The organism is Coleofasciculus sp. F4-SAH-05 (genome assembly GCF_040222985.1).
Taxonomy (GTDB): domain Bacteria; phylum Cyanobacteriota; class Cyanobacteriia; order Cyanobacteriales; family Coleofasciculaceae; genus Coleofasciculus; species Coleofasciculus chthonoplastes.
In genome coordinates this window covers 49,282-76,128 of the sequence record NZ_JAVKBY010000255.1, presented here as the reverse complement: position 1 = coordinate 76,128, position 26,847 = coordinate 49,282, and the positions used below count along the sequence as shown (strand labels likewise).

18 protein-coding genes are annotated in these 26,847 nt (G+C 47.2%); 10 read left to right on the top strand and 8 right to left on the bottom strand.

What is annotated here, in order from left to right:
- Positions 1–387 precede the first annotated feature (387 nt).
- Positions 388–756, top strand: coding sequence for a hypothetical protein (locus tag RIG27_RS31510; RefSeq protein ID WP_446351012.1), 369 nt, complete (start codon positions 388–390; stop codon positions 754–756).
- A gap of 3 nt (positions 757–759) precedes the next feature.
- Here the strand turns inward: RIG27_RS31510 and RIG27_RS31505 are convergent, their stop codons facing one another.
- On the bottom strand, positions 760–2,310 hold the full coding sequence (locus tag RIG27_RS31505; RefSeq protein WP_446351011.1) for an ATP-binding protein: 1,551 nt from the start codon (positions 2,308–2,310) through the stop codon (positions 760–762).
- Positions 2,311–2,560: 250 nt separating this feature from the next.
- Between RIG27_RS31505 and RIG27_RS31500 the strand changes: the two genes are divergently transcribed.
- Positions 2,561–3,361 carry a hypothetical protein gene (locus RIG27_RS31500; RefSeq protein WP_446351010.1) on the top strand — a complete coding sequence of 267 codons (801 nt, stop codon included), beginning with the start codon at positions 2,561–2,563 and terminating at the stop codon, positions 3,359–3,361.
- Positions 3,362–3,563: 202 nt separating this feature from the next.
- On the opposite strand, the gene RIG27_RS31495 is transcribed toward RIG27_RS31500, so the two are convergent.
- A complete protein-coding gene (locus tag RIG27_RS31495; RefSeq protein WP_446351009.1) occupies positions 3,564–3,977 on the bottom strand; it encodes a hypothetical protein in 414 nt (137 codons plus the stop codon).
- Positions 3,978–4,395: 418 nt separating this feature from the next.
- Complete coding sequence (locus RIG27_RS31490) at positions 4,396–4,881, bottom strand: allophycocyanin (RefSeq protein ID WP_446334032.1); 486 nt, start codon at positions 4,879–4,881, stop codon at positions 4,396–4,398.
- Between the two features lie 136 nt (positions 4,882–5,017).
- On the opposite strand from RIG27_RS31490, the gene rlmD reads away from it, so the two are divergent.
- Both rlmD and RIG27_RS31480 read left to right on the top strand, forming a co-directional pair.
- Positions 5,018–6,421, top strand: coding sequence for a 23S rRNA (uracil(1939)-C(5))-methyltransferase RlmD (gene rlmD, locus RIG27_RS31485; RefSeq protein WP_446351008.1), 1,404 nt, complete (start codon positions 5,018–5,020; stop codon positions 6,419–6,421).
- An 891-nt stretch (positions 6,422–7,312) separates the two neighbouring features.
- Positions 7,313–7,759, top strand: a complete 447-nt coding sequence (locus RIG27_RS31480) for an ATP-binding protein (RefSeq protein ID WP_446340109.1) — start codon at positions 7,313–7,315, stop codon at positions 7,757–7,759.
- Here RIG27_RS31480 and RIG27_RS31475 read toward each other — a convergent pair.
- Positions 7,756–8,028, bottom strand: coding sequence for a DUF6439 family protein (locus tag RIG27_RS31475; RefSeq protein ID WP_446351007.1), 273 nt, complete (start codon positions 8,026–8,028; stop codon positions 7,756–7,758). The two genes, RIG27_RS31480 and RIG27_RS31475, sit on opposite strands and share 4 nt — an antisense overlap.
- A 105-nt stretch (positions 8,029–8,133) precedes the next feature.
- Between RIG27_RS31475 and RIG27_RS31470 the strand changes: the two genes are divergently transcribed.
- The 6 genes from RIG27_RS31470 (at position 8,134) to RIG27_RS31445 (ending at position 23,915) form a co-directional block, all read left to right on the top strand.
- Positions 8,134–8,502: a DUF2203 domain-containing protein gene (locus tag RIG27_RS31470; RefSeq protein ID WP_446351006.1), complete on the top strand. Its 369-nt coding sequence runs from the start codon at positions 8,134–8,136 to the stop codon at positions 8,500–8,502.
- Positions 8,503–8,990: 488 nt separating this feature from the next.
- Positions 8,991–10,382 carry an asparagine--tRNA ligase gene (gene asnS, locus RIG27_RS31465; protein ID WP_446351005.1) on the top strand — a complete coding sequence of 464 codons (1,392 nt, stop codon included), beginning with the start codon at positions 8,991–8,993 and terminating at the stop codon, positions 10,380–10,382.
- A 161-nt stretch (positions 10,383–10,543) separates the two neighbouring features.
- Positions 10,544–21,274, top strand: a complete 10,731-nt coding sequence (locus tag RIG27_RS31460; protein WP_446351004.1) for an amino acid adenylation domain-containing protein — start codon at positions 10,544–10,546, stop codon at positions 21,272–21,274.
- A 160-nt stretch (positions 21,275–21,434) separates the two neighbouring features.
- Complete coding sequence (locus tag RIG27_RS31455) at positions 21,435–22,124, top strand: class I SAM-dependent DNA methyltransferase (protein ID WP_446351003.1); 690 nt, start codon at positions 21,435–21,437, stop codon at positions 22,122–22,124.
- A 181-nt stretch (positions 22,125–22,305) separates the two neighbouring features.
- Positions 22,306–23,022, top strand: a complete 717-nt coding sequence (locus RIG27_RS31450) for a glutathione S-transferase family protein (RefSeq protein ID WP_446351002.1) — start codon at positions 22,306–22,308, stop codon at positions 23,020–23,022.
- 107 nt (positions 23,023–23,129) lie between these two features.
- Positions 23,130–23,915, top strand: coding sequence for a DUF4058 family protein (locus tag RIG27_RS31445; RefSeq protein WP_446351001.1), 786 nt, complete (start codon positions 23,130–23,132; stop codon positions 23,913–23,915).
- A 201-nt stretch (positions 23,916–24,116) separates the two neighbouring features.
- Here the strand turns inward: RIG27_RS31445 and RIG27_RS31440 are convergent, their stop codons facing one another.
- From RIG27_RS31440 to sufR, 4 genes are all read right to left on the bottom strand, one after another.
- Positions 24,117–24,965 carry a hypothetical protein gene (locus RIG27_RS31440; protein ID WP_446340060.1) on the bottom strand — a complete coding sequence of 283 codons (849 nt, stop codon included), beginning with the start codon at positions 24,963–24,965 and terminating at the stop codon, positions 24,117–24,119.
- A gap of 299 nt (positions 24,966–25,264) precedes the next feature.
- Complete coding sequence (locus RIG27_RS31435) at positions 25,265–25,516, bottom strand: hypothetical protein (RefSeq protein WP_446340061.1); 252 nt, start codon at positions 25,514–25,516, stop codon at positions 25,265–25,267.
- 255 nt (positions 25,517–25,771) lie between these two features.
- Complete coding sequence (locus RIG27_RS31430; RefSeq protein WP_446351000.1) at positions 25,772–25,978, bottom strand: hypothetical protein; 207 nt, start codon at positions 25,976–25,978, stop codon at positions 25,772–25,774.
- A gap of 1 nt (position 25,979) precedes the next feature.
- Positions 25,980–26,636: an iron-sulfur cluster biosynthesis transcriptional regulator SufR gene (gene sufR / locus RIG27_RS31425; RefSeq protein WP_446350999.1), complete on the bottom strand. Its 657-nt coding sequence runs from the start codon at positions 26,634–26,636 to the stop codon at positions 25,980–25,982.
- Positions 26,637–26,847: the final 211 nt, after the last annotated feature.

Genomic DNA, 26,847 nt, shown 5'->3' with positions numbered 1-26,847 from the left:
GTCACTTCTTTATTAGCATTACCTCCCCAACAGTTAAGCCAATACCTCTTGCAATTATCTCAGCTATCCCGTGAGCAACTCCTCGCTCGATTTCCTATAGCCAGTCCTTAAAGTGTCGTCAACAACGAACCGTGCGATCGCCTGTTCCATACCCATCAACAAAGATGGTGCGATCGCAGCCTGATTCCCAGCAAGCTGGATTAACTATCAGGCTAATCAGTATCAAGGGGTTCGCGATCTGCTCACCACTTTAGTTGATTCCCCACTGAGTAATGAAGATGTCGAACAAGCCATTTCAAAACTGGAAGATTTGGGCTTCGACACCCTGCCCTTTTGCGTAAAATTTAACTCTAGTATTGAGATAGGTAGCGATGAGGACTAAACACTATGCAAGCTAAAGATAGTCCTCAACATTTTCTTGATACCTCCGTTGTCCGTTCCCTGCTATTGGGGACTCAAGCTTATCGGCAGTATTTAAACTCCAACCTTGCCGAACGTCCCCTCTACATCTCCAACTATATACAAAAAGCACTATCTCATCTTCCTGTACTACAAGGTATTGGTATTGTTGATTTAGTATTGGGCGACCCGACCCAATTGAATGGATTGGAGTTGTTCATTGATGCAGGCGGGTCGCCCCTACAATACCAGGGGTTTCATGACATAGCTTGGTGCGATCGCTTTCTTTTCTCCAACTCCGGTAAGATAGATTGCTACACTCGTAGACTACTGTGGAATGGGTGGGAAACCGCATAATCCTCAGCCTCGAATTACAACAACTCGGCGATCGCAGGCTGTCTTTGCCGACTCTGTGGTGGTGCGTTCAGCAATCGGTGGAAGTCCCTGACGCTGGTCAAAAATCACCAGCCACCCCGTCTCCAGCCCTAAGCCCGCCAGATACCGATCCAACTGATCGAGTCCAGCTTTTATCGGGTCAGGGCGTCCCTGGCGCCATACTTTCAACTCCATCGCCAGTGTGACATCCCCATAGCGCAGACATAAGTCCATCCGATCTGAGCCAATAGCATATTCCCGCTCTAGAGTACCGCCTCCGTTCACCACCCGATGCAAAAATGCCATCAAGACCAAATGAGGCGCAATTTCATGGTAGGGGGCGCTTTTGAGTAAGGGTTCCCCATGCTGTCGCCAAAAGCTGAGAAAGGCTTGGAGGAGTTGCTGTTGATCAAGTTTTCCCTCAGACGTTAACCAACTGGGGGAAATTTGCGGTAAAGAGGCTTGTGGGGTTTGGCTTAACACCAGAGGTAACACTTCTTGGTAAATTGGATTCGCGATCGCTAAACCGCCCTGTGAACTCATGCGACACAAGCCTAAATCAATCAGGAATTGCACATCATCTTGAGGAATATCCTCTAACTCTTGCCCAATCAACATCGGTTCAATCACCGCCCGCACTCGGTCTTCTCGCAGAATACTAGCTAAACTATCCAGGTGAGTATCTTGGCGTTGAATCAGAATTTCTTTGGCTGTCTCAATGTGGTTTACAGTAATCGGTTGAGTCGGTTCAGTAACCAACTCTTCCACAATTTCTTTGGCTAAGGCATTCACCAACCAGGGTTGACCCTGAGTTAATGCAAACGCTCGCTCTACTGCCTCCCTCTCAAACACCTGCCCGGTTTCAGTGGTATGCTGCTCATACAATTGGGCGACTTCGGCACAGGTAAAGTTTCTCAGGGTTAGGGATTTAATCTTGATATTGAACGGACTAGAGGTATTCAGACGACGACTCCCCCCAGATGCCAGCTTATAATCTCGCACATCCCGCACCCCAATCAGCGCCATCGCCTGGGGAAATCCGTTTGGTCGCTTCGGATAACCATTTCTGAGTTGGCGTAACACAGAAATTAAGGTTTCATCTTGCAGAGAATCAATTTCATCAATGAACACAACCAATGGACGCGAGGACTGTTGCGCCCAAGCACTCAGCGCCGCCCCAATCTGTCGCCCTGGCTCAGAGGCGGGAAACTCTGGAGGATAGAATTCGGGGGGAAGCCAAAATTTGGCGTCATCGTTCCAAGCATCGAGCATCGCCTTTTCCGCCGCCCCAGGATCATGGGGAAAGGCTGCGCCCACTTCTGCGGATACCATCACGGCGGTGTATTGCCCACTAGCAGTAAGGTGCTGGGCTAGGGCAAGCATGGCGGTGGTTTTGCCCGTTTGCCGAGGCGCATGGATGACAAAATAGCCCTGCTGTACAATCAGTCGCTCTAGCTGGGGTAGCCGAGCCAAGGGAGGGAGCATGTAGTGAATGTCCGCTTTACACGGTCCTGCCGTGTTAAACCATTTGGGCATGGGCAGAGAGCAGGTAAGCCATTTTCGATCTTACTATCAAGTTGGGTTGAATCTTCAATTGTGCGATCGCCCCCTTAGATTTCTCCTGCTGAAAAACGCTATGACACAAAGGGTGTGAGGAAAGGGCGACCCGATACAATTGAGTGGACAGGAGTTGTTAATTGATGTAGGCGGGTCGCCCCTACAGGTTGTTAATTTATGTAGGCGGATGTTCAACCGCCCTAACGAATAATCAATACATTTACCAAAAATGCTGACCCAATCGTCTCAATTCTTACGTCAATCTCTCTTCCCTTCCCTAATAGCCCTTCTCTGTATCATTGCCGTGGGGGGGTTACAAATTCCCCAACTCAATCAACTCCAAGGCAAAGGCGAAAATCCTTCTCCCATAGAACTGCAACGCCAAATCGAAGCCGAAAAGGTAGGCCTAAATCTCCTCCAGAAAGTACCAACATTCGGATTTGATAACCTAGTAGCCGATTGGGTTTTTCTCAATTTCCTGCAATACTTTGGTGATGATGAAGCTCGCGATGTCACCGGCTATCAACTTAGCCCAGAATACTTTGAAGTGATTCTGACCCGTGACCCCCGCTTCTTAGACGCCTACTTTTTCCTTTCCGGTAGCACGTCCCTCTATGCTGGTATGCCAGATCGGTCAGTAGAATTAATGGAAGAAGGACTCCAGCAGCTTTCCCCGAAAGTCCCCCCCAAATCTTATTACATCTGGCGCTATAAGGGAATTGATGAACTGTTATTCCTCGGTGACGCCCAAGCCGCCCGCCAATCCTTTGAGAAAGCCGCAGAATGGGCAAGCACTTATGAAGATAAAGAAAGTCAGTACGTCGCCTCAATTTCCCGCCAAACCGCCCAGTTTATTGCCCGTAATCCCTCAAGCAAATCAGCCCAAGTCAGTGCTTGGTCAATGGTGCTACAAAACGCCATGGACGATCGCACTCGTCAACGTGCCATTAATCAGATTGAAGCACTCGGCGGTAAAATCGTTACCACTCCAGAAGGTGCTGTGAAAATTCAACTCCCACAACGGGATTAAAATTTGGAGGGCAGCAGGGGAAGCAGGGGGAGCAGGGGGAGCAGGGGGAGCAGGGGGAGCAGGGGGAGCAATGTAGAGACGTGCCATGGCGCGTCTGGCAGCAGGGGGCAGATGAGGGAGAAGGGAGATGGGGCAGATGAGTAAGTTAACTCAAAACTCTACCTTAACTATTAACTGTTAACTATTCCCTGACAAATGACCTTCATAAAATACTGCTCATGATCTGTTGTGCGATTATGCCTAACCCATAGCCAACCAGGGAAAAGACGACCAAAACACTGAAAGCTTTCCATTCACCAAAGTTGGCAACTTGCAAATCTAACCTCACTAACGCCCCAGCTGATAGCAGCACCAGAATCCGGACAAAAACATCTATCCAGCAGAGAATCAACACGGCCAAAAAAGCGCCCACAATCACGGAAATAAAAGCGCGAGTATCTGACTTCAGCCAACTGCTGTAAACGCTCTGAATCAGCGTCAGTGGGGCAGTTAGGGCTAAATCAATAAATACGATATATATTGCCCCCATCAGCCACAACACCCAAGGTCTATCCGCATCTGCGATTAACTCCGAAGCTGCGATCAACCAGCCAAAGACGCAATGGGTGGCGAACAAGATCGATAAGGAAATCCAAGGCAGTTTTTTGATCAACCTGGAGCCTCGGTTGAGGTAATACATCTCGCCTCACAAGCAAACATTACAATTGGCTACGATCAAGTTCACAACCAATCACTGATCGAGATCGCAATCCTCAGGCGGATTAATTTTGCATACTAGCTAATGACTGAACTCTAGCCGAGTCATCAATAGGGAACACACAAATAGCCGACAGGTTCTCCCCATAGAGACTGTCGGTTTTTTATACTTGATCATCAAGGATTTGTCAATAAATCCTTGATGATTGGTGAGATGAGGCGGTGATTGGGAAAATTGGGACTCTATACTTATGAGCAAAATGCTTCCCCATCCCGAATCCCGAATCCCGAATCACCAATCCAAAGGTGACCTGATGACCAAGTAATGTTGTCTTGAGTCAGGACATCGATTGAATGATGTAATCAAAATAAGGAGCCGCTTCCATGGCATCTTCCTGACTCAGCAACTCCAAGGAGGCATTTTTGAGGCAACGAATGGATTCCACCATTCCGGCGACGGGGACGCCAAGAGAGTTATACATCTCCTTGACCCCAATCAAACCAATTTTTTCAATCGGTTCCTTACCTCCAGCCAGAACACCATAGGTAATCAATCGCAAATACCAGCCGTAGTCCCGTAGGCACAGCGATCGCTGGCGTTCCCCATAAGCATTGCCTCCAGGTGAGATAAAGTCAGGACGCTTTTGCCATAGCTGCTTACTGGCTTCTTGGACAATCTTCTTTTCATTTTCTGCTAGGGTGGAAGCGATACGCATCCGTTGCTCACCCGTCTGCAAAAAGGCTTTAATACCCATCAGTTCACCGGAGCTGGGATACCGCAGCTCGTCGTCGGCTTTGAGGATAACTTGGCTAACTACGCTCATCTTATTGGGTTAACTTAGATAACATTTGTAGTTTAGCGACTCAAGCTACAACAAATAAAGTCAGTCGAGCGAAAAGTTTTCGGTTGAGACGCGGCGCTCCAGGTGCAGTAACCAAATTTAGCGGTATTGTATTTTTATGGATCACTCTGTCTCCTCGTCCCCTCGTCCCCCTGTTTCCCCTGATCGGTGGCAACAAGGTCAACTGCTGGAACTGATGATCGCAGACCTAAATGATCGGGGTGATGGTGTCGGACGGTTGGGGAATCGCGTGGTTTTTGTCCCCAATACAGTGACTGGGGATCATGTCCGAGTCAGGCTGGTGCGCGTCAAACCCAATTACGCGATCGCGAAACTAGATCAACTTCTCGAACCCTCTCCCCATCGCATTCGCCCCCACTGCATCGTGGCAGATAAATGTGGCGGTTGTCAGTGGCAGCATATTGATCCCCAGTATCAGCGATCAGTCAAAGAAAATCTGCTCAAGCAAGCCTTAACTCGTATCGGCGGCTTCAATTCCATCGAAATCGCCCCAATTTTAAGCGCTGACTCTCCCCTAGCTTACCGAAACAAAGCCACCTATCCGATGCGGCGATCGTCTTCGGGTCAAGTTCAAGCTGGGTATTACCAAAAAGGGACACATCAGCTAATTAACCTGAATCAATGCCCCGTTCAAGATGATCGCTTAAATCCCCTGTTAGCCCAAATCAAGCAGGATATTCAGCAACAAGGTTGGTCAATCTACAACGAACGCCGTCATCAAGGGCGATTGCGTCACCTGTCACTGCGGATTGGACGCCGAACTGGGGAAATGCTTTTAACCTTAGTCACAACTGATGCCAATTTAACCAATCTGGAAACGCAAGCTCAAACCTGGCTGGATCGCTATCCTAACCTGGTGGGTGTTTGTGTGAATGTGAATCCCCACCGTACCAATGTCATTTTCGGTGATCAAACCCATGTCCTAGGTCAACCGTATCTGGGGGAGATATTCGCGGATTTAGAGTTTCAATTAAGACCCGATACCTTTTTCCAAGTCAACACCGAAGCCGCAGAAGCCTTGTTCAATGTCATTCGGCAAAAGCTGGCACTCCAAGGAACAGAATATCTCGTCGATGCCTATTGTGGCATTGGCACATTCACCCTACCCTTAGCTAAACAGGTACATCAGGCATTGGGGATCGAAGTGCAAGGGACAGCCGTGGAGCAAGCCCAAATCAATGCCCAGATTAATGGGATTACCAATGTCAAGTTTGAAACAGGAACTGTAGAAACCGTGCTGCCGCAACTGGGGATCACACCAGATATCGTATTACTTGACCCGCCACGCCAGGGCTGCAATCCTCAAGTGATTGAAACCTTGCTTTCAGTTCTACCTCAACGCATTGTCTACATTAGCTGCAAGCCAGCCACCCTAGCACGGGATCTTAAACGCTTCTGTCATCTAGATGGCTATCAATTAACCCACGTTCAACCAGCAGACTTCTTTAGCCAAACACCCCATGTTGAGTGCGCGGCTTTCTTGGAAAAACAGGAGGGATGAGGGAGTTATCAGTTATCAGTGAGCCAGTTATCAGTTATCAAGAGCAGGGGAAGCTGGGGGAGCAGGGGAAGCTGGGGGAGCTGGGGAAGTTAACTCGAAATTCTAACCTGTTCACTGTTCACTGTTCACTGTTCCCTAATGAATGACGAATCCCCAATTTAAAACAAAGCTCTGGTGTTTAAAGGAGAGTTTCGATACAATAATAGATAAAGTACATTCTCTAACTAATGAGAGAGAAAAACTACCCCCTAGAGGCAAATTTGACTTATCCTACCACAATCTACCAATCAATGGGCAGTAGTTGAAAGTATTCACCACAACCATAAGAAGCTCACCAAGCTGCTGATGTTCAGAGAAACTCAAGATTGAGCGTCAGGAACCCCATAGAAGACAGCTAGGGGCTTGAATCAAGCCCATACCTGACCAGCCTAAGACCTACGCGGTCTACGTTATGTCTAAGCGTTAAAGTTCCTACCTTGGGGTGCGTGCCAGCCCCAAGCTCTAGAACTCCAGCATTAAACAGGCTTACAGGGTTAAACCAGTGTGTTGGAGATAGTACCGAGGCATAACTTATGCGAGGCAAACATTACTCCGGAAACGGAAGCGCCCTTCACGGGGCAACAATCACCCATATCGTACAGGTTAAAAGCACGAGTCTGTAACTGCCCAGGCGAGAGGTGAATGCAAAACATCGAACATGAGGATTCTACAAAATTCGATCAGCGCATTCTAAAGATTAGGGTGCTAGTATACAAAATCTGGACAAACCTTTATTATAACTCATACCTGAGTGTGGAAAGTCTGGTTTGAGAAAAATGAGATCAAAAAACACGGCAATAGCCTGTGTCATGCATCCAGTCCACCAACGAAAAGTTAGGGGTTTTTTAAGTGATTGCTGTATCATCTTTGCGCCCAGTTGAACGCAACTGGGGAACAATTAGCTTTGCTTCTACCCTTTACCTATGCCCAATTCTCGACCTACTTGTCGAACAAATTCCGCGCAAGTGGCGACCGGAGATCCGACTTGGACTCCAAGAGGCATTGGTCAATGCGGCAAAGCACGGCAATAATTTAGACCCGAGTAAGACCGTAATGGTTCACTTTTGTGTCATCAATGACGAATATTGGTGGATAATCTCAGATCAAGGTCCCGGCTTTTCTCCGCCTTGTCGTCAAGGGAATTCTGACGACATTTTGCCCCATGATGAATCCGAAAATGGTAGAGGGTTATGCCTCCTCTACCAAATTTTCGATCAAGTTCACTGGAATCCCCAAGGGACTGAACTGCGAGTGTGTAAACACATGAAGAGTCGATCAAGGTTACCCTTGATTCCCTAGCGATCGCGATTTCCATGGGTTGGGCAAGGGGGGGCACAGATCGAGTGATCCAGCCATCCTGACGCCTGATGCAGCCGAGCTAGAGCTTCCTCTGGCTGTTCCTTGAGCAAAAAGACTAAAGCCGCTGCTGCTTGCTCCTTGGCTCTAGCTGGGCGATTCGACTTTAATCGATGCCAATCTTGGGGTGTAATCCCTAAGCGTTCTGCCAGGGCTTGGGCAAGTTCCAGGGTACTGGCGTCCTTGAGACTATCGGTTTTTGTCAATTCCATCGGTCTAGGTATAAGTTTGTTAAGCTAATCCCACGGCTCAAACCCCTGGGGTCTTGTGTTTGATTTTATCTTTTTTTTCACCTATCGACTGTTACCTGTTCCCTTATGAGCGCTGATTCTGATCCCAATCAGCAAAATCCAGATGCTGACGAATTTGAGCAAGCGTTATCTGAGGTCGAGCGATCGCTGGAAGCTCTCAAAGAGCGCTATACACAAGTCCAACGGGATCAACAGCGACAAGCCCAGCTTCAGCACCGTCGCGAGCAAATTAGACAATCGCCACGTCAAATCCGTAATCAACCCACTTTGAAAGCTGAACTCCGGCAAATTAAAGAGCAGCTTGACACCATTGAACTTAATCTAGAGAGCCAACTTGTTTCCTGGAGTGCGTTTAAAGAACCCTTTTGGCAAGCCGTTCGCTTCGGGGGACTGGGGATTGCGATCGGTTGGTTACTTAAATCTTGTGCAGGTTAAGCACCTCCCCCAACCTTGTCTGGCGATCCACTGGCATCAATTAATAACTTGTAGGGGCGACCCGCCTGCATCAATTAACAACCCCAATCCGCTCAATTGTATCGGGTCGCCCTTGGTTCAAGGGTATTGGGTCGCCCTTGGCTCAATTGTATCGGGTCGCCCTCTTCTCCTTGCCAATTGCCCTCTTCTTCTTGCCAATTGGCGACCCAACCCTTCACAATAGTTAACGAACCGCCAAATCTGCCCATCCTGTTTCTGCCCGGATTTCTCGTCGCCGAGCTTGAAGGATTGATCCACACCAAGGCGGTGAAACTATCTATCTCCAACTCATGACAAATTCCCCGCTTATTCGCGAAAACAATTGATTCTATAGTGTTTTACATTGATCCCCAACTTTATTTCCTATTCAACTGACGCTAAAAAAGCTGAATGAGTTGTCCATAAATGGGCAAATGAGGTGGGACTGATTTGGGTAAACTGGCAAAATTATGCAAAAAAAACCGATCGCACAACTTTTACGCACCGGTCAGCCGGATGAAACCGTGACCATCCAGGGCTGGGTACGCACGAAACGAGAACTTAAAGAGTTTGCCTTTATGGAGGTGAATGATGGCTCCTGCTTGGCAAATTTACAAGTCATCCTGAATCCTGACGTACCCGATTATCAAAGGATTCTCCAACGGATCAACACTGGGGCGTCTGTAGAAGTTGCTGGCGTATTGGTACCATCTCCGGGAAAAGGACAGCGAATTGAGTTGAGGGCAAATTCTGTCCAGGTTTATGGTGAAGCTGATCCCGCCACCTATCCACTCCAGAAAAAACGCCATTCCTTTGAGTTCTTGCGAACCATTGGACATCTGCGATCGCGTACCAATACAATCAGTGCTGTGCTACGGGTGCGTAACGCCTGTGCTAATGCGATCCACCAATTCTTTCAGGAACGAGGCTTTTTGTGGATTCACAGCCCGATTATCACCGCGAGCGATTGTGAAGGGGCGGGAGAACTGTTTACGGTAACCAATCTCAACCTCAACCAGATTCCCAAAACCGAAGATCAATTGGTGGATTTTAGCCAAGACTTCTTTGGACGCCAAGCCTACCTGACGGTTAGTGGGCAACTGCAAGCCGAGGTGATGGCGATGACATTTGGGAATGTGTATACCTTTGGTCCGACATTCCGGGCGGAAAATTCCAATACATCCCGCCATTTAGCCGAGTTTTGGATGGTGGAACCGGAAATGGCATTCTGTGATTTACAGGGCGATATGGATTTGGCGGAGGAGTTTCTCAAGTATGTATTCTCCTCGGTGCTGGAGAACTGTCCTGAAGATATGGAATTTTTCAATAAGCGGATTGATAATAGCGTTCTGGCAACGGCGGACAATATTATCAACAACCAGTTTGAGCGAATTACATACACTGATGCGATCGCGCAATTAGAAAAAGCTGACCGCAAGTTCGAGTATCCTGTTGAGTGGGGGACAGACTTACAGTCGGAACACGAACGCTATCTGGCAGAGGAACTATTTCAGAAACCTGTTATAGTCAGCGATTACCCCATCGGGATCAAGGCATTCTATATGCGTTTGAACGATGACGGCAAAACCGTCGCCGCCATGGATGTGCTAGCACCCAAGATTGGGGAGATTATCGGCGGTTCCCAACGGGAGGAACGTTTGGATGTCCTCGAGCAGCGCATCAAGAATCAGGGGATGAATCCAGAGGAGTTGTGGTGGTATCTAGACTTGCGGCGCTATGGTACCGTTGCCCATGCGGGGTTTGGTTTAGGATTTGAGCGATTAGTGCAGTTTATGACGGGGATGGGAAATATACGAGACGTGATTCCTTTCCCCCGCACACCCTTGAGCGCTGAATTTTAAGTTGACTAAACCCGCCCTTGAGAAAACAGGGGTGTAGGGGCGGGTTTTACAAAGGCTTTTCACCCAACCCGGAAACGTTGTATAGTGGAAATTTATTCATGAAGGCTGTAATTAGAACCAAAGCCAAACCTTATTGCTCACGGCAATAGCCAGCCAGAACTATGCCCAAAAAACCTGAAACTGACAAGAGCCAGGAGCACTGCGTTCATCAGTGGTTTGAAGAGCAGGTGCAGCAGACTCCTGATGCTGTCGCGATCGCGTTTGCTAACGAACAACTCACTTACCAGCAGTTAAATGCTCGGAGTAATCAAGTCGCCGATTATTTGCACTCTCTCGGTGTCGGCGCTGATATGCTGGTGGGCATCTGCATGGAGCGATCGCTAGATATAGTTGTGGGAATTTTGGGCATTCTCAAGGCAGGGGCTGCCTATCTCCCCCTCGATCCTGCCTATCCTCAACAACGTCTGGCTTTCATGGTACAAGATGCCCAGCCATCGGTACTGTTAACCCAACAGAAATGGGTAAACCGGATTCCCCAAAGTGACGTGCGCTTCGCGCAGGGTGTAGGGGGTAGTCTCCTCCCCTACACCCCACACCCCACACCCCACACCCGCCCCGAAGGGGCTTGTGGGGTACGTTTAGTTTGTTTCGATTTAGTTTGTTTCGATACGGATGGGGAAACGATTTTCCGGGGAAGTGCTCGCAATCCCAGCCATCGGGCAAAACCTGATAACTTAGCTTATGTTATTTACACCTCTGGTTCAACCGGGCAACCTAAAGGGGTGTTAGTTACTCACCAAAATCTGGTTCATTCCACCTCGGCTCGCCTTGAATATTACCCGGAACCATTAACGGCTTATTTATTACTTTCTTCCTTTGCTTTTGATAGCTCTGTGGCGGGGATATTTTGGACGTTGTGTACGGGGGGAACGCTGGTGATTCCGCCGCCTAATTTTCACCAGGAGCCAAGGGGATTAACGGAATTAATTCAGCAGCAGCGGATTTCTCATTTACTTTGCTTGCCTTCGTTATATCGTTTACTTTTAGAGCAATCAGCACCGGAAGAATTGGCGTCTTTGCGCGTGGTTATTGTTGCCGGCGAAGCCTGTCCTCATAATTTAATTCCCCTTCATTATCAACAGTTAAACACTACGTCTCTTTATAACGAATATGGTCCCACTGAGGCAACGGTTTGGGCGAGTGTCTATAAATGTGAACCCAAAGCCGAGCTAATCAAAGTGCCAATTGGTCGTCCAATTAAAAATACCCAAATTTATTTACTCGATCCCGATCTGAACCCCGTGGCGATGGGGCAGCCGGGAGAAATTTATATTGGTGGAGCGGGCATCACTAAAGGCTATTTAAATCGTCCCGATTTAACCGAGGAGAAATTTATTCAGAACCCGTTTGGGGAGGAACAAGAATTCTCTCAATTTCCCCGACTTTACAAAACTGGGGATTTAGGCAGATACTTACCCGATCATACCATTGAATTTTTGGGGAGAACCGATGAGCAGGTAAAAGTTCGTGGGTTTAGGATTGAATTGGGGGAAATTGAAGCAGTTTTAAGTCATCATCCTGAAGTTAAAGAAACGGTGGTTATGGCGAGGGAAGATACGCCGGGAGATAAACGGTTGGTGGCGTATGTTGTCGGTGATCAGGAGGCTGATTTAGAGGCGCAAGCGGAACAGGTTGCCCAATGGCAGGAGGTGGATAATGCGATCTACAGCGAAAGGGATAGGGAGCCGGATCAGGATGATCCAACCTTTAATATTGTCGGTTGGAATGATAGTTATACAGGACAACCGATTCCTGCCCAACAGATGCACGAATGGGTAGAAACGACTGTTGAGCGCATTTGCTCAAATCATCCCAAAACTGTGTTAGAAATTGGTTGCGGCACCGGGATGCTTTTGTTTAGAATTGCGCCTAGCTGTGCTAAGTATTTAGGGACGGATATTTCCCAAGAAGCCCTCGATTATGTGACGCGGCAAATGGCAACGTTGCCGGGAAATTGGGAACAGGTGGAGTTATGTCAGAGAGCGGCGGATAATTTTGCCGGGATAGATCCCAAGTCTTTTGATGGGGTGATTATTAATTCGGTGATTCAGCTTTTTCCCAGTGCGGATTATTTAATTGATGTGCTGGAGAAGGCGACAAGGGTGGTTAAACCGGGGGGGTTTATTTTTGTCGGGGATATCCGCAGCTTGCCGTTATTAGCAGCGTTTCATGCCTCGGTACAATTGGCGCGATCGCCCCAGGAATTATCGCAAGAACAACTGCGGCAACGCTGGCAAAAAAGTATCGATAATGAAGAAGAATTGGTGATTGATCCGGACTTGTTTTTGGCGTTAGGAGAACAGTTAGAGCGCATCAGTCACGTAGAAATTCAACTTAAGCGGGGGCGATATCATAACGAATTAACCCGATTTCGCTACGATGTGGTTCTGCATATTGAAAACCAGACGGGTTCTACTCCAGAAATTACCGAGTTGGATTGGGGAAAAGATGAGTTGAGTTTGCCCAAAATTCGGCAGATTATGGAGGAGAGTCAGCCAGAAGGATTAGGCATTAAAAGGATTCCCAATCCTCGGTTAGGGGTAGAGATTAAACTGGTAGAATGGCTCAGAGAAAATAACCCAGAAACCGTGACGGTGGGCGAGATGCGATCGCGCCTGCAGGCTGGGGTAGGAAAGGGCATCGAACCGGAAGCGTGGTGGGCATTAAGTCAGGTGTTTCCCTATACCGTCTATGTGAATCAGTCAAAGGACCCGGCAGATTGCTATGATGTGTTCCTGCAACGACAAACAGACTCTATTACTAGAAACCGGGTTTCTTTGGGTGAAAGGTTGATATTGCGTTGTCATCCTGACGAGAAACCCGGTTTCTTGACCGATGTCCTCGGCGATCGCGTTTCCCGCTCCTCCACAGGTGTATCCTGGAGAGACTATACCAATAATCCCCTGAAGGGAAAACTTGCCCGTAAATTAGAACCGGAATTGCGTCGCTATTTACAACAGCAGTTGCCGGATTATATGATACCCTCTGCTTTTGTCATCCTGGACAAAATGCCCCTGAATGCGAATGGGAAAATAGATAGAAAGGCGTTACCCGCGCCAGAGCGATCGCGCCCAGCATTAGCCACGGATTTAGTGTTACCGGGAACCGAAATTGAGCAAGAGATTGCTCAGGTTTGGCAAGAGGTGTTGCAGTTAGATGCAGTGGGCGTTAATGATAACTTTTTTGACTTGGGTGGCAATTCTTTACTCCTGATTCAGGTGCATAAAGAATTAGTCGAACGGTTTGGTTCAGATTTATCCGTGGTTGCCCTATTTCAGTATCCCACCATTCGCCGTTTAGCCCAGCACTTGAGCCAAACGCCGCCATCAGAAAACCCATTTCATCGCCCTCAAGGGATGAGGCGAGGGGTAGACAATCAGGAGATTGCAATTATTGGTATGGCGGGGCGGTTTCCAGGGGCAAAGGATATTCAAACATTTTGGCAGAATTTGCTGGATGGGGTGGAATCTATTTCCCGGTTTTCTGATCAGGAATTGGTGCCGGCTGATCCGACGTGGCGACAAAATCCTCACTATGTGAAAGCGGGGGCAATTTTAGCAGATATTGACCAATTTGATCGGGAATATTTCGGCTATTCTCCCAGAGAAGCGGAAATCCTTGATCCGCAACAACGGATTTTCTTAGAATGTGCGGTGACAGCCTTAGAAGATGCCGGATATAATCCAGAAACCTATCATGGCGCGATCGGGGTTTATGCGGGTAGCGGGATTAATACGTACTTCACCAATCATGTTTGTTTGAGTCGAGGGTATGGCAATAATCGCTCCTTCTTAGAAACCGTGAGCGATGTGCAGATGACAATCGGACAAGCCCCAGATTTTCTGCCCACGCGGGTGTCTTATAAACTTAATTTAACTGGACCGAGTGTCACTATTCAAACCGCTTGTTCGACAGGCTTGGTGGCGGTGCATAGTGCCTGTCAGAGTTTACTGAATGGGGAATGTGATCTGGCATTAGCTGGGGGGGTGGCGATTCGTTTGCCCCAAAAAACGGGATATGTTTATGAACAAGGCGCCGTATTTTCTCCCGATGGGCATTGTCGCGCCTTTGATGCTCACTCACTTGGCACCGTATTTGGCAATGGTGTGGGCATCGTGGTGCTGAAACGATTGGCGGATGCGATCGCGGCTGGGGATAAAATTGATGCGGTGATTAAAGGTTCGGCAATTAATAATGATGGGGCATTAAAGGTGAGTTATGCCGCCCCTTCGGTAGAAGGGCAAGGGGCGGTGATTGCCCAAGCCCTAACTGTGGCGGGAATTGAGGCGAATACAATTAGTTATGTGGAAGCCCATGGTACGGGTACTCCCCTGGGTGATCCAATTGAAATTACCGCCCTGACTCAGGCTTTTCGGGAAACCACTCCAGCCAAAGGGTTTTGTGCCATTGGTTCGGTGAAAACCAATGTCGGACATTTGGCGAATGCAGCGGGAATTGCCGGGTTAATTAAAACGGTTTTGGCACTGAAACATCGGGTAATTCCGGCGAGTTTGCACTTTGAAACACCGAATCCCCGGATTGATTTTGCCAATAGTCCATTTTTTGTGAATGATCAGCGCCGGGAATGGGAAACTAAGGATGTGCCACGCCGTGCTGGGGTAAGTTCTTTTGGCATGGGGGGAACCAATGTTCATGTCGTTTTAGAAGAAGCGCCTGGGATGGGGAATAGGGAACAGGGAATAGGGAATAGGCAACAGGCAACAGGCAACAGGCAACAGGAAATAGGAAATAGGGAACGTCCCTATCATATATTTACCCTATCCGCTCAAACTAAAAAAGCCTTGTCGGAGTTAAAAGAAGCCTATATCACCTATCTGGATACTCATCCAGAGGTAGAACTATCCGATATATGTTTTACCGCCAACGTGGGGCGGAAACAATTTCAGCATCGGTGGGCAGTTATCGTGGCATCAAAAGCCGAACTTCGAGAACAATTGGTTGATGGTTCTGGGGACATGATCCGACGGGAGACTCCGGGGGAAAAAATCGGTAAAATCGCCTTTTTGTTTACCGGGCAAGGATCTCAATACCCGAATATGGGGCGCCAACTCTACGAGACACAACCGACATTTCGGGCGGCGCTGGCACAGTGCGATGAAATTCTCCGTTCTCAACTAGAAATCCCTTTACTTGAGGTACTGTATGGGGACAAGTCATCGGCAACCCAGTTAAATCAAACCGCTTATACTCAACCCGCTTTATTTGCCCTAGAATATGCCCTATTTCAGGTATGGAAAGCTTGGGGCATAGAACCTGATCTGGTAATGGGGCATAGTGTCGGGGAATATGTCGCCGCTTGTGTGGCTGGGGTGTTTAGTTTGGCAGAGGGGTTGAACTTAATTGCTCACCGGGGGAAGTTAATGCAGGCTTTACCCGATGATGGGGCAATGGTGTCGCTGATGGCGTCTGAGAAACGGGTGCAAGCCGCGATTGAAGGATATGAAAATGATGTCTCCATTGCTGCGATTAACGGCAGCGAAAGTGTGGTAATTTCCGGGAAACGGGATGTGATTAATCAGATTTGTGAAACCTTAGCGGTTGAGGGGATTAAAATGAAACCCTTAACCGTTTCCCATGGGTTTCATTCGCCGTTAATGACACCCATGTTGGCAGAATTTGAGAGGATTGCTCAACAGGTTAGCTTTTCTTCCCCCCAGATTAAGGTAATCAGTAATGTTACTGGAGCGGTGGCGCAAAATGAGATAGCGACTCCAGAGTATTGGGTGCGTCACATCCGACAACCGGTGCAATTTGCCGCCAGTATGAAGCGTTTAGAACAGCAGGGGGTAGAGATATACGTCGAAATTGGACCCAAACCCGTTTTACTAGGAATGGGGCGTCAGTGTTTACCTGAACATCAGGGGTTGTGGTTGCCGAGTTTGCGCCCATCCCAAACCGATTGGCAACCCCTGTTAAGCAGTTTGGTACAACTGTATCTGAACGGGATATCGGTGAATTGGGCAGGGTTTGATCGCGATTACCCGCGTCGCCGCGAACATCTGCCGACTTATCCGTTTCAACGACAACGCTATTGGATTGAACCAAAGAAAGGCGCTAAAGCGCCCACTACGAGCCATCCCTTACTGGGTGAACGATTGGATTTGGCGGGAACATCAGATATTCGCTTCCAATGCCAAATTAGTCAAGATGGGCATAATTTGACTTATTTGGCAGATCATCGCATTTTTGGGCAGGCGATTCTACCCCTAACTGCCTATTTAGAAATGGCGTTAGCGGCAGGGAAAACAATGTTCCCCGGTAAAGTTATTACGTTGCAAGAGGTGTTTATTGAGCAGCCCCTGGTGCTGGCGGCGGGGAAAGGGGAATCAAATACTCTACAACTGGTGTTAACGCCGAAAGGAAATGATATCTATTCGTTCCAGATTTATAGTCGGATGTCGGCTCAGGAAATGTCGCTAAATCCGACTTGGATACGTCATGGTTTTGGGGATGTTTTAGTCGGGAAGTCGGCAGCGGGAAATCAGACAGCACGACAACCGATTCCCTTTAATTTAGCCGCTTGGCAGGAACAATGTCGGGAAGGGATATCCGCTGAAGTATTTTATCAAAGACGGGAGGGGAATGGAGGCGCTAAAGCGCCCACTACGAACAGGCGATCGCACGATATCGAGTTTGGTCCGAGTTTTCAAGGCATAGAACAACTCTGGAAAGGGGATGGAGTGGCTCTGGGCAGAATTCGGGTGCCAGACGGGGTTTGGCAGGCAATGGATGAGTATACCTTACACCCAGCCGTACTGGATGCGAGTCTGCATCTATTGGGCGCTATTTTACCCGAGGGCACCTATTTACCCGTGGTTTTAGACCATCTGCAACTCTATCATCCTCCCCGTCGGAATTTATGGAGTTATGCCACCCTGAAACCAGGAAGAAACCGCGATCGCGAAATCCTGAATGCAGAGGTTCACCTGTTTGATGATCAGGGAAATTTGGTGGCATTGGTTTCTGGCTTATGCCTACGACGTGCCAATCAACGGAACATCACTCACCGCTCAGAGTTAGAGAATCACCTATACGAAGTCGTTTGGCAACCGAGTCAGGGTATTCCTCGCCCTCAAGGGAGTGAACCCGGAAATTGGTTAATCTTTGCCGACGGGAATGGCATTGGTGAAGCCTTAGCCCAGAGTCTGTTTGAAAAAGGACATTCCTGTACCCTGGTGATTCCCGGTGATAATTATCAACAATTAGAATTAGCAGCAAAACCAGATGGTGTCGCCGGATACTATCAAATTAATCCCGCAAATCCACAAGAGTTTCAACGCCTGCTGAAAGATAACCCCTTTTCTTGGCAGGGAGTGGTGCATGTGTGGAGTATTGAAGGGGCTGACTTTTCACGCCATCTAGAAAAATCGATATCAAACCTAACCCCCCAGCCCCCTAGGGAGAATTCAAAGCCTCTCTCCTTTCAGGAGAGAGGTTTGGAGAGAGGTTTTCCAGATCCCGTCAAAAGTAAGATGGAGGCGGAGGCGCTAAAGCGCTCACTACAAACGGGGAGTGCCTTGCATCTGGTGCAAGCCCTATCAAATGCGAAACTATCCCCCCGTTTATGGCTGGTTACTCAAGGGGCAAAACCGATTGATTCGGCTCCCATGCAAGTCTCCCAGGCACCGTTATGGGGGTTAGGTCAAGCTATTTCCCTAGAATATCCTGAATTACAGTGTAAGCGTTTAGACTTGGACCCATTGGCGGCAGACAGGGCATCATCAGTAGAAGCGCTACTCGATGAACTGTTTGCTGAGGATGATAATGAAGACCAAATCGGCTATCGTCAAGGGGTGCGTTATGTCCCCCGACTTAAGCCATTTAAGCCTCAATCCCGAATCAGCGCCAATCCTAGCACCACTCCAGTACGGGTAAAACTTGACAGTTACGGCACCTTAGACAATCTGGAGTTAGCCCCCCTAAGGCGCCGTCAACCGGAAGCCGATGAAGTAGAAATTCAAGTGCGGGCGGCGGGGTTAAATTTCCGAGACGTACTCAATGCCCTGGGAATGCTGCGGGAGTATTATGAAAAGGAATTAGGAATTAGTCATCCTGGGGAGGTTTCCTTTGGGTTTGAATGTGCTGGGGAAATTGTTGCAGTTGGGGAAAATGTTTCTAATTTCCAGATAGGCGATCGCGTGATGGCGTTGGCGACAGGAAGTTTAGCGAGTTTTGTCACCGTCTCAGCGACTCAGGTTGCCCTCAAACCGGAAGGGTTCAGTTTTGAAGAAGCCGCCGCGATTCCCGCTGCCTTTTTAACCGCTGACTATGCCCTGCACGAGTTAGGGAAGATTCAGGCAGGTGAGAGCATTTTAATTCATTCTGCCGCAGGCGGTGTCGGGCAAGCCGCTGTACAACTGGCGCAACGGGCGGGAGCAGAAATTTTTGCCACGGCGAGTCAGAAAAAATGGGAGTTTCTCAAGGCAATGGGAATTAATCATGTAATGAACTCCCGCACCTTAGCCTTTGCGGAGGAGATTAAACAACTTACCAATGGGCAAGGGGTGACTATTGTCCTAAATAGCTTTAATAAAGAGTTTATCGATAAAAGCTTTGAAATACTGGCTGAGAATGGACGATTTATCGAACTCGGTAAAATCGATATCTGGGATAATCAGAAAGTTCAGCAACTCCGCCCCGATGCCGCTTATTTTCCTTTTGAATTAGGAGAAGCCTACCAGCAAAACCCAGATTTACTCCCTTCCCTGTTTGCTCACCTCTTATCCGGGTTTGCCGAGGGTAGCCTGAAACCCTTACCGATGAAAGTCTTCTCCCTAGAAAATGTTGTTGATGCTTTCCGATATATGGCAGGCGCCAAACATATTGGCAAAGTTGTCATATCCATGTCAGCGTCGCCATCTTCAACCGTAGTTCGAGGCGAGGGCAGTTATCTAATTACTGGCGGGTTAGGCGGTTTAGGAATTAAAGCCGCTCAATGGCTAATTGAGGAAGGCGCCAAACATATCGTTTTAGCCAGTCGCCGAGGCATAAACTCACCAGAAGTCGGCGCAGAAATCCGCCAATTAGAGGAAAAGGGAGCAGAAATTTTGGTGGTGAAAGCCGATGTCGCCCAGTATGAGGATGTGGCTCACTTAATCGCCGCTTGTCCCCAACCCCTACGCGGGATTATTCACGCCGCTGGCGTGTTAGATGATGGGGTGCTGCAAAAACAATCCTGGGCAAGATTTGAAACAGTCATGGCGGCGAAAGTGACAGGTTCCTGGAATTTACATCAGTTAACCAAAGATGTACCCTTAGACTTGTTTATTTGTTTCTCCTCAGCAGCATCCATTACCGGAATGGTGGGGCAAGGAAATTATATCGCTGCCAATACATTCCTGGATACAATGGCTCATTACCGTCGCGCCTTAAATCTACCCGCTCTATGTGTAAACTGGGGCGCTTGGAGTGACGTGGGGATGGCGGCTCAACTCAGCCAAGAGCAACAGTTGCGATTAGCGGCTCAAGGGATTGATTTGATTACCGATTCAGACGGGTTTCAAGTGCTGGGCAAATTAATCGCCGAAAATGTCACCCAAGTTACTGTACTACCGATGACCGATTGGTCAAAATGGATGGGTGGATTGCCACAAGTGCCGCCTTTCTATGAGTATTTGAGGTCAAATGTTGCGGCTGCACCGGAGGAATCAACGCCGTCATTCAAGTTAGAGTTGGAGCGAATCCCCGCATCAGCGCGTCGAGATTGGCTCACGTCTCATGTTCGAGGATTGGTAGGGAAAACTCTAGGCTTAAAGGAACCGGAGAAGATTGAGGTAGGGCAACGGTTGTTTGATTTAGGGTTAGACTCGTTGATGGCAATTGAGTTAAGAAGTTATCTACAAAGGAGTTTGGGATGTAATTTACGATCGACTCTACTGTTTGACTATCCAACCTTAGAAGCCCTGGTTGATTATCTCGCGATCGCGGTTCTGGGTTTAGCCGAGTTAACCCCAACTTCACCTAACAGTAAGAGTGACTACTGCTCCACCCTAGTTGCGATTCAACCTCACGGTAATAAACCCCCCTTGTTCTGTCTGCCGGGAATTTTAGGCAATGTGTTTGAACTGGAACCCTTAGCCCGTTATCTGGGAAATCAGCAACCGTTTTATGGGTTGCGATCGCTGGGTTTGGATGAAGACATTGAACCCTATACCAATATGGCTGATATTGCCGCTCACCAGATCAAATCCATCCAAGAGATACAACCCCATGGTCCTTATTTTCTCGCTGGGCATTCCTTTGGGGGAAAAGTGGCGTTTGAAATCGCCAACCAGTTACAGGCTCAAGGGCAGGAAGTTTCTCTACTGGCAATTATGGATATTCAAGTACCTGTTGCCGAACATGAAAAAGATGCCATTCATTGGCATGACAGCAAATATATGATTAGTCTTGCCAGGATGTTTGAAAGCTCCCTAGAGCAAGACTTAAACCTACCATCATTCCTTGACTCTTTGAGTTTGGATGAGCAAATTAACCTGCTTCTCTTGGCTTTGAAAAAGGTGGGACAGGTATTTAGCGAAATCGAATTGAGGCGACTGTTTCAGGTTTATAAAGCCAATATGCAAGCCATGACTCAATATGTCCCCTCGCAGGTTTATCCCAACTCAATCACCCTGTTGCGAGCGAGTGAAATTCACCCAGGAGATAATTTTCTCCCGGATGAAGTGATGACGCAACAAGACCCAACTTGGGGCTGGAGTCAGCTTTGTTCCCAACCCTTAGATGTTCAAATTGTTCCCGGAAATCATTTCACCATGATGATGGAACCCCAGGTTCATAGTTTAGCCCAACCACTCAAAACTTTTCTATGAAAAAACAATAACAATAAAGTTATAAATATGCTCGAAACACTAGACTTAATCATTAATAAACAATTTGTAACTATTCAGGGGAAACGCTTCCACTACGTTATCTGTTTTTGTGCCAATGCTGGAAAGTATTTTCAGCCAAAAGTTGATAATCAAGATAACTATGTCAGATAAAATCCAGTGGGTTTATAGTTCGCCAAATAATCGCCAACTCCGCGATCGCTATAACCAATGGGCAAAGGACTACGAACGCGATTTAACCGAAACCTTTGGTCGTCCCAACCGCGAACCTATCGTCGATCTCACACTTAAATACGTCCCCCAAAATGCCCTAATCTTAGATGCTGGCGCAGGCACAGGTACAATGGGTCAATGGCTGCACAAGGAAGGCTATGACAACCTAGTCGGAATTGACCTTTCCCCAGGAATGCTGGCTGAGGCACAAAAGAAGCATGTCTACACCCAGTTACGCCAAATGATATTAGGCGAACCCTTAGACTTTCCCACAGCTACCTTTGATGCGGTTACAGCTTGTGGCGTATTTACTTATGGACATGCTCCGAGCCATTCGTTTGATGAATTAATTCGTGTTACTAAACCCGAAGGATACATTATTTTTACCCTACGCCCTAACTTCTACGAAAGCAGTGACTTTAAAGACAAAATGACGGACTTAGAAACACAAGGAAAATGGACATTAACCGAACGGGGAGATAAATATCAAGCGGAACCCAAAGGACAACCCGATCTGTATTTACAAACCTGGGTGTATCAGAAGGTTGGACAACAGCACAGTCTCAACAGTGGCAAGCCCCGTTATATTGGGAACAAATCGATGGTGATTGGTGGTTAATGACACTGGGAGGAATGCGTCGCTTAAATGAAAACGAACCCTGACCAATGACCAATGACCAATGACTTAAATTATGTGTCGATTACTGGCTTACTTCGGTTCTCCCATTCAACTGGGTGGGGAACGAGCTCGCACCGACGATGCATCAAATTGATTCAAATCTAAGGACTGAAAAAGTATCATGAAAGACGTTCCTGTTTTAGTGTATTTTCAAGGGAAAGGTAGAGCCGAACTTTCACGCCTTATTTTCACCTGTGGCGAGGTTCCCTTTGACGATCAAAGACTCTCCTTTGAAGAGTACGGGCAAATGCGCTCCAGTGGGGAGCTTCCTTTTGGTCAACTACCGATTCTGAAGCTGGGGGATACCGTAATCAGTCAGTCATGCGCGATCGCACGTTATGCCGCTAAACAGGCAGGACTTTATCCCATAGACCATTTACAGGCAGCCCTATCCGATATGATCGTTGATGCCTGGAGAGACCTCCAAGATCTACTATATGGGTGTTATGTTGACCGGGTGGTGGAACAAGGTCAATTCATTATGAAAATGAGAGACGCATCCGTTAAGGTGAAGCGATTAAACGAGTATTTTGCCACATCTGTACCCATGCACTTAGAGAAACTTGAGCAACTAATCACTCAAAATCAAGCTTCTTCATTTCTGGTTGGCTCATCCTTAACCTGGGCAGATATCGCGGTGTTTGACATTCTGTGTATATATGATCATACGGGGAAATTATGGAATGATCCCACTGCATTTGCCTACATCCCAGAACCAGATGGACCCTATCAACCGCCAAAGGATTTGTTGCAGCCTTATCCAAACCTAGAGACGCTGAAAAGTACAGTGAGTCAAATCCCACAGATTACCGCTTGGCTACAAGCTCATCCCTATTAAGCGAACACGCATTTAAATAAGCTGTCTGATGCCGCGAATTTCCAGCGCTAAGGCAAAACGACGATAAAATTTAAGCAACGAGAATCGAACGCCAAGGAGGGAAATTTATGCCGAACCCGTTTCCGGGGATGAACCCTTACCTAGAACACCCAGAAATCTGGCCCGGAATCCATCACTGGCTAATTGTTGAATTAGCTAGGTCACTTTCTCCTCAATTGCGCCCAAAATACAGAGTGGCGGTTGAGGTGCGTCTGTATGAAACCGCTGGCGAACAATCCCTACTCGTGGGTATTCCCGATTTAACGGTTAAAGGTTCACAGGCGACAACGAAACAACCGATGAGTAATGTTGCTGTCGCCCCATCTCCAACTCAACCCAAGACTGTACAAGTTCCTGTACCGGAAACAATTAAACAAGGATATTTAGAAGTCCGAGAAGTCGCCACGGGTGAAGTTGTAACTGTTATTGAGATACTCTCTCCGATTAATAAACGTTCTGGAGAAGGACGCGATAAATATGAAACTAAACGCCATAAAATCTTCGGCAGCTCAACTCATTTAGTAGAAATTGATTTACTGCGTAAGGGAAAACCCATGCCAGTATATCATAGCAATGGTCAAACTCATTATCGAATTTTAGTCAGTCGAGGGGACTGTCGCCCTCAAGCTGATTTATATGCCTTTAATCTACCCGATACGATTCCCTCATTTCCCTTGCCATTGAAGTCGGGCGATGCAGAACCCGTAGTCGATTTACAGGTATTGTTGAATAATGTGTACGAGCAAGCCAGTTATGATTTGGCAATCGATTATACGCAAGAACCCGTACCGCCATTGTTAGCAGATGAGCGCGTCTGGGTTAATACAGTGTTAACCGAGCAACAACTGCGATAGTGCTAGCAGGGAAAGCTGTCGCGATCGCATCCTAGAAAATGGTTATTAGCCAAAATTTATTTTAAAAGTTTCCTTTAGTCATAAAAATGGTGCGTTACGCTTCGCTAACGCACCCTACAATTTTTTGACAATTTTGCTTATTGATAATGATACAAAATCTCAGTGATACCAAATCTGCACTAGGAAGCGTGTTAATTCTTCTTATCGATTCAGCTTTTGAACAAACTTACGGATTCCCCAAGCACCTATGGCGAATAAACCTAACGTTGTAGACGCTTCTGGAATATCAACGGGTTCTGAATCGGTGGGAATCCGAGTAATGGCAACCGCATCCAGATATGACCGATTTTGGCGAAACCGAAAGCTGAGAGACTCAAAATAGTCTTGACCTACCAGATTATCTTGAATACTGACGCTCATGGGTAGCGTTGAACCGTCTTTGGCTGAAAACACTTGCCAATTATCATTCAGCCAATAGTAGGGCGTGACTTCAACTGTATCCACTCCCGTTTTACTCAATGTGAGTCGGAAATTCTCATAGGTTTCAGTATCAGGAAATTGATCGGGAACAACCAGTTCTTGCTCAACCTCATGGGGAATATTAAATCCGGGATCAACGTAAAGTAGATAGGGTAAATTGCGGAAATTGCCATCACGGGGAGAAACAGGACGGATATTCCAGTTAATTTGGCGCGGTTCCTGGGTATCTGTTGGTGCAACATTCAGTTCCATAAAGAACTTACCCAGTTCTGGCTTACTTCGATCTGTGCGAGCGCTCCAGTAAAGAGCAATATCACCCTCATCTAAATCCAATTGATTCAACGATGAGAGATCGTAGTAGGCTGATGCCCAATTCGCCTCAGGATTAGCCTGAAGTTCACCCTGAGCGACAGTAGTATTGTTTAGCTGCCAATCATTTGCGTTATCAAATGTGCTGTGATAAATTTCTTGCTCATTCGGATTATAGGTAAAAAAATTCGCCGCTTGCGCTTTTGCCGCTACACCAGCGACGAAGGCGACTGATAGTAAAAAAGTTAATTGAAGTTTCACGGAATTACCTCTAAGCAGGAGTTTCGTCTACTCGCCATCATAATTAACCTTCACCAGCGAATAGGTAAAATCCGTATGAATTTACCCGCTAAATCTATGAATTTTTAGTGAACTAATTTTATTTTTTTGAATAAATTTAGTTTTGTTAACTTCTATCAAAATTTATTGTCTGAACCTTGACAAATTAGGTGCGAATACTAAAACAAAAAGCTCTATTTTTCTCTAAAAATAAATTAATCAACAGGACGAATCCCGTTGATCCAGCTTGGTTATATCGGATTTCAGAGAAGCCAGGGAAATCACCACTTCAAAAACGCGGCATCCGATCCCTGTTCACGGCGAATCTTACTATCGTTTTCAAACCAATCAATCACCTGCTGAGGCGTCAACTCTTCCACAGCCACTCCTGTGTCTTGGGCAATATGGGTTAAAAGGCGCAGGGATGAAATAGTTAATCGGGTTAAAAACTTCTCATGGGATGCGAGTAAAGCTTTATCTACCGCAGCAGATTCCTCTGGACTTAAAAATTGTGTTGTTGGTTGTTGAGACATACGTAAAGTGGAGGAGATGGGGGAGATAAGGGAGCAGAGGGAGCAGGGGAAGCCGGGGAAGATGTAGGGGCGGGTTTTACCTATAAAATTTTGACCCAAACCAATCACTTAAGTAAACCCGCCCCGACCACTTACTATAGTTATCTGACCAATGACCAATGACCCAAATCATGGTGCGTTACGGCGACATTCCCATTAGGAGGATAATAAATATGAGTTGTTACGCCTAACGCACCCTACGGTTATACGGTTCTTTCAAATGACAAATGACCAATGACCAATGACAAATGACCAATGACAAATGACCAATGACCAATGACAAATGACCAATGACAAATGACCAATGACAAATGACCAATGACCAATGACAAATGACAAATGACAAATGACAAATGACAAATGACAAATGACAAATGACAAATGACCAATGACCAATGACCAATGACCAATGACGAATAACAAACTATTTCGCCTTAATCAAATAGCCACACTGATGTTCTCCATGATTAATCCAGTGGGTGCGCTCGACTTGACAATCGGGTAGGATAGCGGCAAACATTTCTAACTCATGTCCGCAGACGCTGGGAAAGGATTCAGCGACGTTGGAAATTGCACAATTGTGTTCTCTGAAAATAAACTGGTTATGAGTTGACTCGCTAGCATCGCTGGATTCGACCGGATACCATTCCGCCATGTATCCTTCACTTTGGCGCAGTTCTACCAATTTGGCGACTCGTTCGGCTAATGAACCTTGACCCAAAAGCTGGCGGTATTCCAGGGCTTTGCGTTCCCACTGTTTCTGGAGGATGGTACTCACCTGATCCCGACCCACGGTTTCTTCCAGGGTGTCTAGCAAAGACACGGCAAACTCACCATAATGGTTAGGGAAGCGATCGCGTCCTTTTTTGCTCAAGCGGTAAACATGTTGAGGACGCCCCATCCCCATGGATACCGATTGATACTCAATCAGTCCCTCAGCCTCCAAATCCTTCAGGTGACGGCGAATCGCTTGGGGACTAATCTCCAGAGCTTCCGCTAATGAATGCGCGATCGCTTGCTCCTGTTTGAGTAAATACTGCAAAATGTCTTGCTTGGTAGAAGATTGCTGAATGGTGGTCATCGGCTTTTGGGGTGAAATCACGCTTATGTTAGGGCAAGAGAAGAAATGTAGTTGACTTTGACAACATCTTAGTTGTTAATATAACCTACAATAGAGTTAAACAACAAAGGTGTTGTTTTAGTCTAGAGCTAGTGCAACGTTACCGCAATCAGCCCGAACCCTGTAAAACTGGTAACAACAGACTCACCACCTCCCATCCTTAATTAATCGA